This is a genomic window from Brevundimonas sp. M1A4_2e (assembly GCF_053345555.1).
In genome coordinates, this window is sequence record NZ_JBKFAI010000009.1 from 54926 (window position 1) to 67618 (window position 12693).

8 protein-coding genes are annotated in these 12693 nt (G+C 66.6%); 4 read left to right on the forward strand and 4 right to left on the reverse strand.

Going from position 1 to position 12693, the window contains the following annotated elements; all coding sequences use genetic code 11:
- The first annotated feature begins 80 nt into the window (after positions 1-80).
- From ACLBV5_RS14815 to ACLBV5_RS14830, 4 genes are all read left to right on the forward strand, one after another.
- A complete protein-coding gene (locus ACLBV5_RS14815; protein ID WP_312448043.1) occupies positions 81-575 on the forward strand; it encodes a hypothetical protein in 495 nt (164 codons plus the stop codon).
- Positions 575-1399 (forward strand): PA-phosphatase, encoded by an 825-nt coding sequence (locus tag ACLBV5_RS14820; protein ID WP_447606143.1) that lies wholly within the window; start codon positions 575-577, stop codon positions 1397-1399. The genes ACLBV5_RS14815 and ACLBV5_RS14820 overlap by 1 nt, the downstream gene beginning before the upstream one ends.
- 27 nt (positions 1400-1426) lie before the next feature.
- A complete protein-coding gene (locus tag ACLBV5_RS14825; protein ID WP_447606144.1) occupies positions 1427-2392 on the forward strand; it encodes a right-handed parallel beta-helix repeat-containing protein in 966 nt (321 codons plus the stop codon).
- Between the two features lie 215 nt (positions 2393-2607).
- A complete protein-coding gene (locus ACLBV5_RS14830) occupies positions 2608-5556 on the forward strand; it encodes a TonB-dependent receptor domain-containing protein (RefSeq protein ID WP_447606145.1) in 2949 nt (982 codons plus the stop codon).
- Positions 5557-5643: 87 nt separating this feature from the next.
- On the opposite strand, the gene aguB is transcribed toward ACLBV5_RS14830, so the two are convergent.
- The 4 genes from aguB to ACLBV5_RS14850 all read right to left on the reverse strand — a co-directional run bounded on the left by aguB (position 5644) and on the right by ACLBV5_RS14850 (position 12369).
- A complete protein-coding gene (gene aguB, locus ACLBV5_RS14835) occupies positions 5644-6510 on the reverse strand; it encodes an N-carbamoylputrescine amidase (protein WP_447606146.1) in 867 nt (288 codons plus the stop codon).
- Positions 6510-7511 carry an agmatine deiminase family protein gene (locus ACLBV5_RS14840; protein ID WP_447606147.1) on the reverse strand — a complete coding sequence of 334 codons (1002 nt, stop codon included), beginning with the start codon at positions 7509-7511 and terminating at the stop codon, positions 6510-6512. The genes aguB and ACLBV5_RS14840 overlap by 1 nt, the downstream gene beginning before the upstream one ends.
- A gap of 229 nt (positions 7512-7740) precedes the next feature.
- Positions 7741-11031: a TonB-dependent receptor gene (locus ACLBV5_RS14845; RefSeq protein ID WP_447606148.1), complete on the reverse strand. Its 3291-nt coding sequence runs from the start codon at positions 11029-11031 to the stop codon at positions 7741-7743.
- Between the two features lie 171 nt (positions 11032-11202).
- On the reverse strand, positions 11203-12369 hold the full coding sequence (locus tag ACLBV5_RS14850) for a capsular polysaccharide export protein, LipB/KpsS family (RefSeq protein ID WP_447606149.1): 1167 nt from the start codon (positions 12367-12369) through the stop codon (positions 11203-11205).
- Positions 12370-12693: the final 324 nt, after the last annotated feature.

Genomic DNA, 12693 nt, shown 5'->3' on the forward strand with positions numbered 1-12693 from the left:
CCGCCTTGCTGCCGCCGCACGGATAGGCCACGGTGCGCCCCACTAGCGACATTAAGGATGTAGTGGGAATGAGGCGTTGCGTGGCGATCGGGGTCCTGGCGTTCAGCATCGGGCTGGCGGCGTGCGACGGTCCCGCTGCGTCCCAAGGCGAAGAGGCTGCGGCCCGCTCGTTCGAGCCGGACGCCGCTTCGGCCGCCGCTTCAGACGCCCCGGCCACCGCTTCGACTGGCGGCGCGTCCCCGGCCTCGGCGGGGGCGATCCGCGGCGCCCCCGCTTTCGCCGTCGTCTACCCCGGGGCCCAGGCTGACGGCGCCCCGATCGCCGCCAATGGGCCAAGCGGGCCCGGCGGACTGATCACCTTCAGCACCGATGCAGACCCGGAAGCCGTCGTGGCCTTCTATCGCCAGCGGGCTGAGCAGGCGGGGCTGGCCTCGATCATGGCTATGAATCAGGGCGAGGCCCGCGCCTATGGCGCCGCCGCATCCGGCGACAACGGGGCCAGCCTCCAGGTCGTCGCCTCGCCGGGCGAAGACGGCCTGACCTCGGTGCAGCTGTCCTGGAGCGCCGGGGCCTGATGCGCGCACCGGGCGGCCCGCGCGCCGTGGCGACGGCGGTTGTCCTGGCCGTCTTGTTAAGCGCCTGCGCCGGAACGCCCGCCGCTCTGCGGCCCGAAGCCGCCCGCGCGCCTGTCGTGGCGGGCTATCTGGACGAAACCGTCGTGGCCGCCCTGGCCGACGCCGTCCCCCCGCCGCCTGCGCCCGGTTCGGCCGAAGATCTGGACGACAAGGCCCGTTCCGCCCGCTTCATCGCCCTGGAAGACACCGACCGCTGGCTGCTGGCCACGGCTCACGCCGAGTTGCGCCCGCCGCTGGCGCTGCAGCATTTCGACTGCGCCCTGGACGCGCGCCTGGACCCGGCCGCTGTTCCGCAGCTGACCCGGATGATGCAGCGGCTGTTTCATGACGCCGACACCGTCGCCGAAAGGGTCAAGGCTCGCGCCCATCGCCCCCGCCCGGTTGGCGACGATCTTCAGCGCAACGCCTGCCAGCGGCTGACCGGGGCGGGCCGACGCAGCGCCTCCTATCCATCCGGCAGTTCGACCGTCGGCGCCGTCTATGGCGAAGCCTTCGCCGCCCTCGATCCGGCCCGCGCCGAGGCCGCCCGCCGCATGGGCGACGAACTGGGCCGCAGCCGACTGGTCTGCGCCATGCACTATCCGCGCGACGTGGCCGCCGGCGACGCCCTGGGCCGCGCCGTGTTTCAGGCCGCCGCCGCCCAGCCCGCGTTTCAGGCCGACCTGATCGCCGCGCGAGCGGAACTGGCCGCCGTGCGTGCGACGGGCGCGCGCAACCCCGGCTGCGCGGCCGAGGCGCAGGCCCTGGCCACGCCCCTGCCCTGACGGCCGCGTCCTGTTGACGGCGACGCGATGAGCATTCTGGCGACCTTCCTGCTGCTCTCCGCCGAAGCCTGGTCCCTGCCCGCCGCCCGCCCCTGCGACGCGCAGGACATCGCGGCCCTGACCGCCGAGGCCGATACCCCCTACCTGCTGGCCTGCCGCGCAACGCTGACGCCGGACCAGACGATCGTCCGTCCCGTGCGCATCATCGGCGCAGAAGCTTCAGGCGCCCAGTTGGACTGCGGCGGCGGGACGGTCGGCCGCCCGGAGGTTCCGGTCGCAGCCTCGGCGCCGACCATCGCCATCTGGTCGCGCCGCATCGATGCCGCCCTGTGGAGCCGTCCGACCGATGTCCGCATCCGCAACTGCCGGATCAACGGCGCCGTGCGGGTCTGGGGCATGGGCGCCGATGGACGCTATGACGACCTGCGCGCCTCTTCGCGCACAAAGGATCACACCGCCCGCCTGCAGGCGACGGCGCCCAGTCATGTGACGCTGGCGAACGTGACGATCCGCGCGGCGGGGACGATCCCACTCTATGTCGGTCCGGGCGTCACCCGGCTGAGCCTGCTGGGTTCGACCCTGGAGGGCGGCAGCGTCTCAACCGCCATCTATCTGGACGCCGAAAGCGCCGACAACCGGATCGAGGACAACCTGCTCCGCACCCGGACCCAGCGCGAGATGATCGCCATCGACGGTTCGGCCCGCAATCGCATCATCGGCAACCGTTTCGAACTGGGCGGGCGGCCCGGCGTCTTCCTCTATCGCAACTGCGGCGAGCGCGGCGTCATCCGCCACCAGACGCCGTCCTACAACACCATCACCGACAACCTCTTCAGCGGCGCCGCCCGGCTGCGCCCGCGCCTGGTGGTGCAGAACGCTCGCCAGGGCCGACGGTCCTACTGCGGCGACGATAATGGCTACCCCTGGGGCAGCAGCGCCGATGATCGCGACGGCGCCTCACACAACGTCGTTCGTTACAGTTTTGGGAATTGAGCGTATTTTTTGCGCCTCATCCCGAATTTCCTTCATTTGTCAGTATTTTTTTCTGCTCTGTGCCATTATTGACGTAATTCCGACTTGCTTGTGGCAGGCCTCGCCGTAATGTCCCCCGCGCAGGGCGAACGGCCCTGATGTGCCGCGAGCCGTCGATCGGTCCCTTCGTTCAAGGGGGCGACGGGGGCTTGTTTTGTTCAGGAGAGGGTCTCTTTTTGAAAAAGAGAATTGTTCGCGAGTCCTTGCTCGCTTCGACCATTATCGGGGGCGCCGCCCTCAGCTTCATGGCCGCCACGCCGGCGTTCGCCCAGTCGGCGAATGAAGAAGTCGCCGAAGTCGCTTCCATCGTCGTTACCGGCTCGCGCATCCGCCAGCCGGGCTATGAGGCGTCCAGCCCCATCACGTCGCTGAGCTCTGAATCGATCGCTATGTCGCAGCCGGTGGCTGTTGAAGAGCTGGTCAAGGACCTGCCGGCCGCCGTGCCGGCCGTCGGTTCGGCCACCAACAACGGTTCGGGCGGCGGCGCGACCATCAACCTGCGCGGCCTGGGCACCAACCGTACGCTGGTGCTGATCAACGGCCGCCGCGTGGTGCCGTTCAACCTCGAAGGCGTGGTCGACACCAACACCATCCCGCTGGCCCTGGTGGAGCGCGTCGACACCGTCACCGGCGGCGCCTCGGCCGTGTACGGCGCTGACGCCGTCGCCGGCGTGGTCAACTTCATCCTGAAGAACAACTTCGAAGGCGTCGAGGTCAACTCCTCCTACGGCTTCTCGGGCGAAGACGACGCCGTGCGTCGCAAGTTCGACGTCACCATGGGCGGCAACTTCGCCGATGACCGCGGCAACGCCGTCGTCAGCTTCGGCTACACCAAGACCGACCCGCTGTACCAAGTCCGTCGCCCTTGGGGCGAGGTCGCTCTCTCCTCGACCTCGGGCAAGCCGCTGGGCTCGGGCACCTCGGTCCCCGGTCGTTTCGACCTGACCCCGGTCAAAGGCGGCGTCGCCCTGCCGACCGGCGCTGAGCTGGACCCGACCACGGGCGCGCTGATCGGCTCGAACCACCCGAACTACAACTCGGCCGGCTACAACTACAACCCGTACAACCTGTATCAGACGCCGCTGAGCCGCTATCAGATCAACGGTCTGGGCAGCTTCAAGATCAACTCGGCCGCTGAAGTCTACAGCCACCTGACCTACGTCCAGAGCAACGTCTCGCTGGACAACGCGTCGAGCGGCACCTTCGGCAACACCTATAAGGTGCCGATCGGCAACCCGTTCATTCCGGACGCCATGCGCCAGCAATTCTGCGGCGCCCTGCTGATCGATCCGGCCAAGTGCGTCGCCGGCGCTGGCGGCGACACCATGATGGACCTGACCATCAACCGTCGCTTCACCGAGATGGGCACCCGTCCGGTCGACATCGAGAACAAGACGGTCCAGCTGCTGGCCGGCGTCCGCGGCGACATCAACGCCGACTGGAACTACGACGCCTATGTTTCGCACGGCGAGACGCAGCAGCTGCTGACGCGTCGCAACTGGGGTTCGCTGTCCAAGCTGCGCAACGCCCTGAACACCGTCTCGGCCACCGAATGTCTGGTTCCGGGCGCCTCCACCCCCGTGGCGGGCTGCGTGCCGATCAACGTCTTCGGTCCGGAAGGCACGATCACGCAGGAAATGATCGACTACATCAACCTGTCGTCGATGAGCAAAACCACGATCAAGCAGGACGTGGCCTCGGGCTCGATCTCGGGCCTGCTGCCGGAACGCCTGTCCAGCCCGTGGACCGAGCGCCAGGTCGCCGTGGCCTTCGGCGCCGAATGGCGTCGGTCGGGCGCCTCGACGCGCGGCGATGCGGCGTCTCAGACCAACGGCGAAGTCCTGGGCACCGGCGCGCCGGTTCCGGATCGCAACGGTCAGTTCGAACTGCGTGAAGCCTTCGCCGAACTGGCGGTGCCGGTGATCGAGAACCTGCCGTTCATCCACAGCCTGAACCTGGAAGCCGGCTACCGCCAGACCGAGTTCAAGGCCGGCAGCTCCAAGACCAACTATGGCAGCTACAAGTTCGGCGGCGACTGGTCGCCGATCGAGGACGTCCGCGTCCGCGCCATGTATCAGCGCGCCACCCGCGCCCCGAACATCGGCGAGCTGTTCAACCCGCAGGTCACCGGCCTGGGCAATATGGCGATCGATCCGTGCCAGTTGAACCTGATCAACTCGGCTGACGCCAACACGGCCGGCACGCTGAGCAACCTGTGCCGTCTGACCGGCGTGCCGCTGGGCGCGATCGGTTATGTGGCTGCGCCGAACTCCGGCCAGGTCAACCAGCAGACGGGCGGCAACCCGAATCTGGGGCCGGAAGAAGCCGACACCTGGACCATCGGCGCCGTCTGGCAACCGTCCTTCGTGCCGAGCCTGCGCCTGAGCCTGGACTACTACGACATCAAGATCGACAAGACGATCAACAGCCCCAGCCTGGCTGATGTCATGAACGGCTGCTACGACAAGGCTCTGAACCCGACGCTGGCGTTCAACGACAGCTGTAAGGCCATCCAGCGCAGCGCCGCCAACGGCTCGCTGAACGGCGTCGACGCCAAGGGCGTGATCCGTCCGTCGACCAACGCCGGCAACGAGCGCGTCTCGGGCTTCGACATCGCGGGCAACTACCGCGTCGAGCTGTCCGACTTCGGCTGGGGCGACATCGGCCGCCTCGACCTGAGCGTCAACGGCAGCATCCTCACCAAGCACGAAACCCAGGCCACCCCGGCCTCCGTGCTGCGTGACTGCGTCGGCTACTACTCGGTCTCGTGCGGCGAGCCCAAGGTCAAGCAACGCTGGAACAGCCGCGCGACCTGGACGCTGGGCGACTATTCGGCCTCGCTGAACTGGCGTCATCTGTCCGGCGTCGAAGTCGAGCCGAGCAACACAAAGTGGTTCCCGGACTACGCCCAGATCGACAGCTACGACTACTTCGACCTGAGCGGCCGCTGGGACATCACCCAGACGGTGCGTCTGACGGCGACGATCAACAACCTGTTCGACAAGTCGCCGCCCATCGTCGGCTCGCAGATCGGCACCACCTCTGCGAACAACGGGAACACCTTCCCGCAGACCTACGATGCGATCGGCCGCTACTTCACCTTCGGCGCCACGCTGAAGTTCTGATAGCGTTCAACGCATAAAATGAGAGAGGCGGAAGACCCCGGTCTTCCGCCTCTTTTCTTTTGGGCTCAGATTTTCACAAAAGCCGGATCAGGCCGGGCGGCCCGTCGCCAGGGCGCCGTACAGGTCCGTCCGACGATCGCGGAAGAAGCCCCAGGCCGCGCGGTGGCGATCCAAGAAGTCCAGGTCGAAGGTGTGCACAAGCACGCCCTCCTCCCGGTCCAGGCTTTCGACCAGGTCGCCGCGATGGTCGGCGATGAAGGAGTGCCCGTAATAGGTCTGGCCCGCCTCGGTCACCTGCTCGTGGCCGATGCGGTTGGCGCCGACGACCGGCACGACGTTGGACACGGCGTGGCCCTGCATGGCGCGCCGCCACGGAGCGGCGGTGTCCAGGGTGTCGTCATGCGGCTCAGTGCCGATGGCGGTCGGGTACAGCAGCACCTCGGCGCCCTGAAGCATCATGGCGCGCGCCGTTTCCGGGTACCACTGATCCCAGCAGATGCCGACGCCGATGCGGCCGAAGCGCGTGTCCCAGACCTTGAAGCCGGTGTCGCCGGGGCGGAAGTAGTACTTCTCCTGATAGCCGGGCCCGTCGGGGATGTGGCTCTTGCGATAGACGCCCATCAGCTCGCCGTCGGCGTCGATCATCACCAGGCTGTTGAAATAGTGCGGCCCCTCGCGCTCGAAGATGGAGACCGGCAGGACGACGCCCAGTTCCTTGGCCACGGGCTGCAGCTGGGTCACGGCCGGGTGCTCGCGCCACGGATAGGCGGCACCGAACCACTTTTCCTCCTGCGAGACGCAGAAGTACGGCCCCTGGAACAGCTCCGGGGCCAGGATGACCTGGGCGCCCTTGCCCGCCGCTTCGCGGATGAAGCCGATGGTCTTGTCGATGTTCGCCTGCATGTCCTCGCCGTAGGAGGTCTGGATGGCGGCGACGGTGATCTGACGGGTCATCACGCGGGCTCCTGCTGGCTGATGCAGTGGAAGGAACCGCCGCCCGACAGGGTGGCGATCGACGGCAGGGGGATGATCTCGCGGTCGGTGAAGACGGTCGCCAGGGCTTCGCAGGCCAGGCGGGCGGCCATGTCGTCGCCGTAGGTCGGCACGATGACGGCGCCGTCGGCGATCAGGAAGTTCATGTGACTGGCCGGGATCGGGCGTTCGTCCTCGTCCAGGATCAGGCCCGGCGAGGGGATGCGCAGCACCCGGATCGGACGACCGGCGGCGTCGGTCATGGCGGCCAGGGCCTGCGCCGTCTCATCATAGACCTCGGCGTTGGGATCCTTGGGGCCGAAGGCGATCGGACAGGCGACGACGCCCGGCGCGACGAAGCGCGCCAGGTTGTCGACGTGGCCGTCGGTGTGGTCGTTCAGCAGGCCGTCCCCCAGCCACAGCACCTTCCGGGCGCCCAAGGCCTGGGCGAAGGCGGCTTCGGCCGTTTCCTCGGTCCAGCCGGTGTTGCGGTTGGGATTCAGCACGCACTGGCGCGTGGTCAGCACCGTGCCCTCGCCGTCGTGGTCCACGGCGCCGCCTTCCAGGATGAAATCGTGGCGGGTCAGGGCGACGCCCGTCTGCTCGCCGATCTGGTCGGCGACCTCGTCGTCGTGGGGCAGGTCGTACTTGCCGCCCCAGCCGTTGAAGACGAAGGCCTGGGCCGAGGCCGATCCGGCGCCGAAGATCGGCCCGGTGTCGCGCAGCCAGATGTCGCCGAAGCGCCCGGCCACCACGGTCACGCCCGCCACATCGGCGAAGCGCGCCTGCGCGTCGGCCAGGGCCTCGTCATTGCCGACCATCAGCTTGACCTGCTCGCGGCCCGGCCCAACCAGGGCGCGGACCAGAGCCTCGACCTCGGCCTGGGCCGGTTCGAGGTTGTCCTCCCACAGGTCAGCGTGGCTGGGCCAGCCGACCCACATCGCGCGATGCGGCGTCCACTCAGCGGGGATAGGCGGGGTCATGGGCGAAGTCATGGGCCGAAAACGTCCACATAAAAGGAATGAAGCACGAAGGGGGCGAGATAGGCCCTGAAAGCCTCGGGTTCAATGGCGGCCGGCCTCGCCGGGTCAGCCGCTCAGCGCACCTGGCCTGCTCAACTCGCCTCAAGCAGCGCGAACGCGCGATAGGCCCCCAAAAAGAAAGGGCGGCCCGTTTCCGGACCGCCCTCCCCTAGTCTTCGTTCAGCGTCGCTTAGAAGCGGTAGCGGACGCCGACCTTCACCTGCCACACCGACTCGGTGCCGAAGGTGCTGGGGCTGCGAGGCGTGAACAGCGTGTAGTTGTACTTGCCGTCCACGATCGAGGCCCCGACGTTGTTCGAGGTGTAGGGGAAGCCGATCTGTTGGATCGTGCCCCACTCGTCGTTGATCAGGTTGCCCAGGTTTTTGACGTCGACATAGCCTTCCAGCTTGGCGCCGCCCGGGAAGAAGGCCGGCAGCTCCTGCGAGATGTGCAGGTCGACCGTCGTCACATAGGGCGACTTGAAGGCGTTACGCGGCGAGATTTCACCGGCGTATTTGATCAGGCCCGTCGAGTGCAGGAAGTCGTTGAAGGCGCCGACGTTGAAGTTCGGGCCGTAGGTGACGCGCGGGTCGCTGGTCGCCGTGACGTTGCCGGCCGAGTCGGCCGCCGGCACGTACAGCAGCTGACGCTGGGTCGTGACGTGTTCGCCGTACAGGTTCGCCGGGCTGGTGCCGAAGGTGTAGCTGTAGGGCAGGCCCGAACGACGCTGGGCGTACAGGTTGAAGCGCGTGCGGTAGTCGCCGAAGAAGGCGCGCGAGTAGGTCAGGTTCAGCTTCAGCGCGTGCTCGATCTCATAGTTCGAGTCCGCCAGTTCCGGGTTGTTCGGATCCGACAGGGCGTTGTTGCCGAAGTTGGAGCTGGCCGTCGACGAGGTCGCCGGCGAACGGTCCGTGCTGTCCAGATAGGTGTAGGACAGGTTGAAGCCCGCGCCGTCCAGCCAGCCGTCGTACCAGGCCTTGTCCAGGCCGATGGCGAACTGGTCGGTCTTGCCGCCGTTCAGGTTGGTCAGCATCAGCACCTGCTGACCGCGACGGACCGGGTTCGGACCAAAGATCGGACGACCGTCCGGCGCCGTGCCGTTCTGGGTCTGAGCCATGCTGAGGTCGACCCAGCCGATGGCGTTTTCGAGTTCCGAGTGAACGTACTCGGCCGTCAGGCTCCAGCCCGAGCCCATGTTGAAGCGGCTCAGATCGAAGATCTTGTTGACGCCCAGCGAGGTCTTCCAGATCGACGGCGTCTTGAAGGCCGGGCTGATCAGGTTGATGTTGCCGGTACCCAGTTGGGCGCTCTCGGTGACCTTGTCCTTAAGCTGCTGGTTCGGGTTCAGACCATCGACGTTGGTCAGATACGAACCGTTCGGGCAGACGCCGAAGCCGCCGGCGAACTGCGACTGATAGTTGGCCGCCGACTTGCACTGGAACGAGCCCGTCAGGTTGCCCGGGTTCGAGTAGGAGTTCGAAATCCAGACGTTGGGCGAACCGCCCTGGAAGCGACCGAAGCCGCCGTAGACGGTCAGGGTGGGGTCCGGGCGCCAGTTGAAGCCGAAGCGCGGCTGCAGGATGCTGATGCCGTCCAGGTTGGTGTCGTTGCCGAAACCAAAGCGGTCATAGAAGGCTTTGTTGTACTTCGGCTTGTCGTCCGAGGTGTACCAGTCGTAGCGCAGGCCGGCCGTCAGGGTCAGGTTCGGGCTGACCGACCATTCGTCCTGCAGGAACAGGGTGTTCAGGGCGTAGCTGAAGCTGGCGCCGCCGTCGTTCTTGTTGTTGCTGGCGGCGTTGGTGTAGCCGACCGACGACGCCTTGCGGGCCTCGAAATCGGCCAGCGACGCGAACTCGTACTCGGCGTTGGCGACCTGAACGAACAGGTTGAAGATGTCCTGCTCTTCGCGCTCATAACCGCCGGTCAGGCGGTGACCGAAGCCGGCTTCCCAGTTGCCGACCAGGCGGTACTGCATCGTGTCGACCGTCAGCATGTTGGCGTGACGCGAACGCTCAGGCCCGAAGCGGATCGAACGACGCACGCCGGTGTTCGTGCCGATCGGCGCGTCCAGATAGACCTGCATGGCGGCGAAGTCGTTGCCGCCCAGGCCGTTCGACAGGTTCTCGGTTTCCTTGCGGCTGATCGAGAACTCGGTCGAGAAGGTGTCGGTCCAGTCCGAGAAGAGCTGAGCCTTGTAGGCCGTCAGGTTCTGGTCGATCTGATAGGCCGAGGACAGCAGGCCGACGCTGACGTAGGCGCCGTTGGTGACCGTGTTGTTCAGGCGCAGATCGCTGCCCTTGGTCTGCTGGTACGAGACGACGGCGCGGTGCTGGTCGTTGATGTTCCAGTCCAGCTTGGCGAAGTATTTCTCGTCCTGGACCGTCAGGGCGTCGGCCGACCAGTCGAGCGGGTCGTAGCCGTAGATGCGCTTGGCGATGTCGCGGACCTGGTCGACCTGGGCCTGGGTGATGCCCGGCGCCTGGTTGACGGCGCCCGAACCTTCCGGACCCGACAGGACCGGCTGGGTCGATTCATACTTTTCGTAGTTCACCAGGAAGAACAGGCGGTCCTTGATGATCGGACCGCTGAGGGTCGCGCCCCAGGTCGTCTCTTCGAACTCGCCGGTCAGCGAGCGGTTCTGACGCTCGCCCGAGACGAAGTCCTTATAGCTGAAGCTGTCGCCGCGCAGGCTGTCGTTGGTGACTTCCCAGAAGGCTTCGCCGTGGAACTCGTTGCCGCCCGACTTGGTGACCGAGTTGATCACGCCGCCGGTGAAGCTGCCGTACTGGACGCCGTAGGGGGCGACGTCGACGCTGACCGCTTGCAGCACCGAACGCGAGATCGGCGAACGCAGGGTCGGATAGCCGTTGCCGTTCAGGCCGAAGTCGTCGCCCTGCTTGATCCCGTCGATCAGCATGGCGTTGTAGCGGGTGTTCTGGCCGCCGATCGACAGGGCGTCGTTGTTCGTCGGGTCCACCGTGGCGAACGGGGTCGTGCGCACGATGTCCTTGATGTCGCGGCTGATCGACGGCAGCGTCTCGATGTCTTCCAGGTTCAGGCGAGCGGTCGGCGAGGTGCGCACAGCACGCACGCCGCGCACGACCACTTCGGCCACTTCGGTGGCGCCGGCGTCGGCGGCCATGGCCGAAACGGTCACGTCGAACACGGTCGGAGCGCCGATGCCGACGCTGCCCAGTTGAGCCGTCTCGGTCTGGCCGTCGACCATCACCGTCACCGAGTACGGGCCGCCGACGCGCAGGTTGCGCGCGGTGTACAGGCCTTCTTCATTGGTGACCGTCGTGGTGCTGGTGCCCGACGGAATGTGGGTGACGACGACAGCCGTGTTGGCCACCGGCGCGCCAGCCGCGTCCGTGATCACGCCCCGGATGCCGCCCGTGGTTTCCTGGGCGAAGGCGGCGCTGGAGGTCGCCAACAGGATGGCTGCGGCGGAAACCCCATAGGCGAGGTTGCGGTTCAACATGGGTGCTGTGATCCTTTTCGACGCAGTTGCCAGAACGACAATCAGCGCGGTCATTGATGGGGCGGCTTTAGGCCCCCCATCAGACGCTCGGACGACAACTGGATGACAGAACGATGACAGCGCTCAAGGGTGTCCTGAGAGCCACACCATACCGAGAGCCGTTCGGCGACCCTAGGTCAGGCGTGTCGCCAGGGCGTCGGCCACGCGCTCGGCGGTCGCATCCAGAGCGCGCGGCTCGTGATAGTTGCCGTTGATCTGGGTCCGGTTGATCACATAGGCGCGGAAGGCCGTGAACAGGTTGCGGTCCGCGGGAGTGGGCGCGCGCCAGAAGGCGTCCAGGGGCTTCTGGTCGGTCAGCCCCTCGAAATCAAAGAAGGCCTGGCCGAGGACCTTGACCGGCGTGCCGAAACCAAGCGCCGACAAGGCCGCGCTGGAGTTATTGACCACCATGCCCTGTGACGCGCGGCACAATTGGGCCAGGTTGCCGCCGTCGAGGAAGTCGACCCGGCCGGTCAGGCCATGCTTGGCCGCCAGGCGCCGCGTCTCGCGGCCCAGGTTGATCACGCCGGGATCCAACGGATGATTTTTGACAAGCAGCCGCGTCGACGCAGGCGCCGAGCGGGCGAAGCTGGCCATCACCCGATCAAGAAACGACAGATTGTCGTGAATCTCGGAGTAGCGCAGCAGTTGGGCGTCGCCGTCCCGCTGCAGGCAGGCGATGAAGAAGTCGCCCTTGGCCTGAAGACGCTCGACATCCCGGCTCTTCGCACCCGAGACCGCCAGGGCCAGATATCGCCGCACGTGGCCCACGCACTGTCGCCAAGGCGAAGCGCTGTAGTAGTGGCGATAGTGCGGGAACATCAAACGGCCGAAGGGCTGGACCGCATGATAGAAGCTGATGTTGAGCACGTGATGCGGCAGGATCTTGCCGACGGGCTGTGAAATCGGCAGTTCCGGGGGCGGCGGGGGATAGCCGGCGCCCGAGCGCGGCAGTCCGCTCGACGCGTTGACCCCGTTGCGCTCCAGAGTGATCCAATCGGGGCGGAAGTAGCCGTTTTCCAGGACCCAGACACGGGCCGGAAGCTGCTTGGCCTGGGTCAGCACGCCCTGATTATAGGGGCCGCCCTCTCCAAAAAGGATGATGTCGGTGAACTCTTCAGCCAGACGCGCGACGTCCTGCGGCCACTCGCTGGCGGGACGGCGATAGGCGAGTCCGCCGGTCCGCGCCCAGTTCGAAAGGTCGCCGGCGTTAAACAGCATGCGGCGCACTTCGCCGCCCCGGCTCTCGATGGCGCGCGCCAGCCTGCGCCCGAACCACCCGAAGGGCGCGGACACCATGAGGAACCGCCTTCCGGTCAGGTCGACAGGAGCCTTTAGGCCGGCGACCGGCTGGTCTGGATCGAAGGGCGCGAGCAAACGCTGATATCTCTCTAGCGACAGAGCCTTATTAAACTTCAGACCCCGATGGACAAGCCGATAAGGCCTGTGCGCCGCCTGAAGCTCAAACACAACCGCCGAACTCAGCAACCTGAGCTCGGCGGAAGGTTCTTATCGACGCTTCTATGGTCGCGGGGGCCGGGATGAACCGGCCCCCTTGAGCCTTAGAAGTTGATGTCGACGGTGGCGCGGCGGTTCAGCGGCTCGCGCACGCCGTCGCCGGTG